General features: G+C 56.7%; 1 protein-coding gene. It reads right to left on the bottom strand.

What is annotated here, in order from left to right; all coding sequences use genetic code 11:
* Positions 1–77: 77 nt before the first annotated feature.
* On the bottom strand, positions 78–1,085 hold a 1,008-nt coding region (locus HW443_RS11655; RefSeq protein WP_176238267.1), incomplete at its 5' end, for an IS1634 family transposase.

Below are 1,085 nucleotides of genomic sequence, written 5' to 3'. Positions count from 1 at the left end.
TAAAGATGTCGTGGATCTCCAGCGCCGAGAGATCTCTCCGATTGGTCACCAGCGGGAAAATCCCATCGATACGTTGGTCATATTCTATCGTTTCCAGGATCGGCTTCCAGAGGAGACGGAAGCGGGTCTTTGTTTCGCGTCGCCAACGCATGGCCGAACCGGGGCGTCCCCGCTTTTCGGCGGTAGGCATGTTCTTCGATCTGCTCGATGTCATATTGAAGCCATCGTGACGCACCTGCCTGTCGGAGAATCTCTTCGGCCTTCTTGGCCACTCCTTCTCTCTGCCTGTAGCGACACCGGGGGCCCTCCAACACCTCAGCGATCGTCTCCAGAGCCTTCCAGGCCCGGTTAATCGCCGTTTGCCGCGATTGGGAATCTCGTTCGCGTTTGAACGAGCTGTGGTACCAGATCAGGCGGAACCCATTCGCATCTGGAATAGGAGACTCGACGGTCATAATGATCTCCCAGGGCCCATCCTTGCGGATGGGGTTGGGCCGGCGAGCAATTTCCTTCCAATCGGCACTGTGGGCCTGGAGCCAGTCTTTGAACAGCTTATCCTCCTTTCGAGATTGGGGCAGGACCGTGACAAAATACCCTGACTGGCTGTGGATGAACTGAAGATTATCACCGGTGCATAGCTTACTGTCCGCCACGTAGAGAAAATCCGGTCTCCCGACCAGTCGCCGGAGAGTCGTCCAGGTTTCGATGTGCGTGGTGCTATCTTCCGTGTTTCCATCGGCCACCTTGAAGAGAACGGGAACGACGCCATCGGCACTAACCGTGAGAATCCAAAGCAGCTGCTTGAGGTCGGGCCGGTGATCCTTGTTGAATCCGTGGCTGATCACGCGCGTCGGCTTTCCACGGACCCTGCGGCCGTCCGCCTCCGCATACTCGCCCTGTAAAGTGATTGAGGTCGAGTCGTTATGAAACTGTTCCAGATCGATCTGGAACACCCGGATCATATGCAGGACGAATTCGGTCAGGAAAGCGTTCCTATCCACATCAAAAAGCCGATCCAGGGCTCGACCGAGACGGTCGTCGCTGAGGTCTTGAGCCGAGTCACTCTCCAGCCCCAGCAAATCTGG

It is taken from the genome of Candidatus Hakubella thermalkaliphila, assembly GCF_013281975.1.
GTDB lineage: Bacteria > Actinomycetota > Humimicrobiia > Hakubellales > Hakubellaceae > Hakubella > Hakubella thermalkaliphila.
This window is presented reverse-complemented; position numbering and strand designations above follow the sequence as displayed.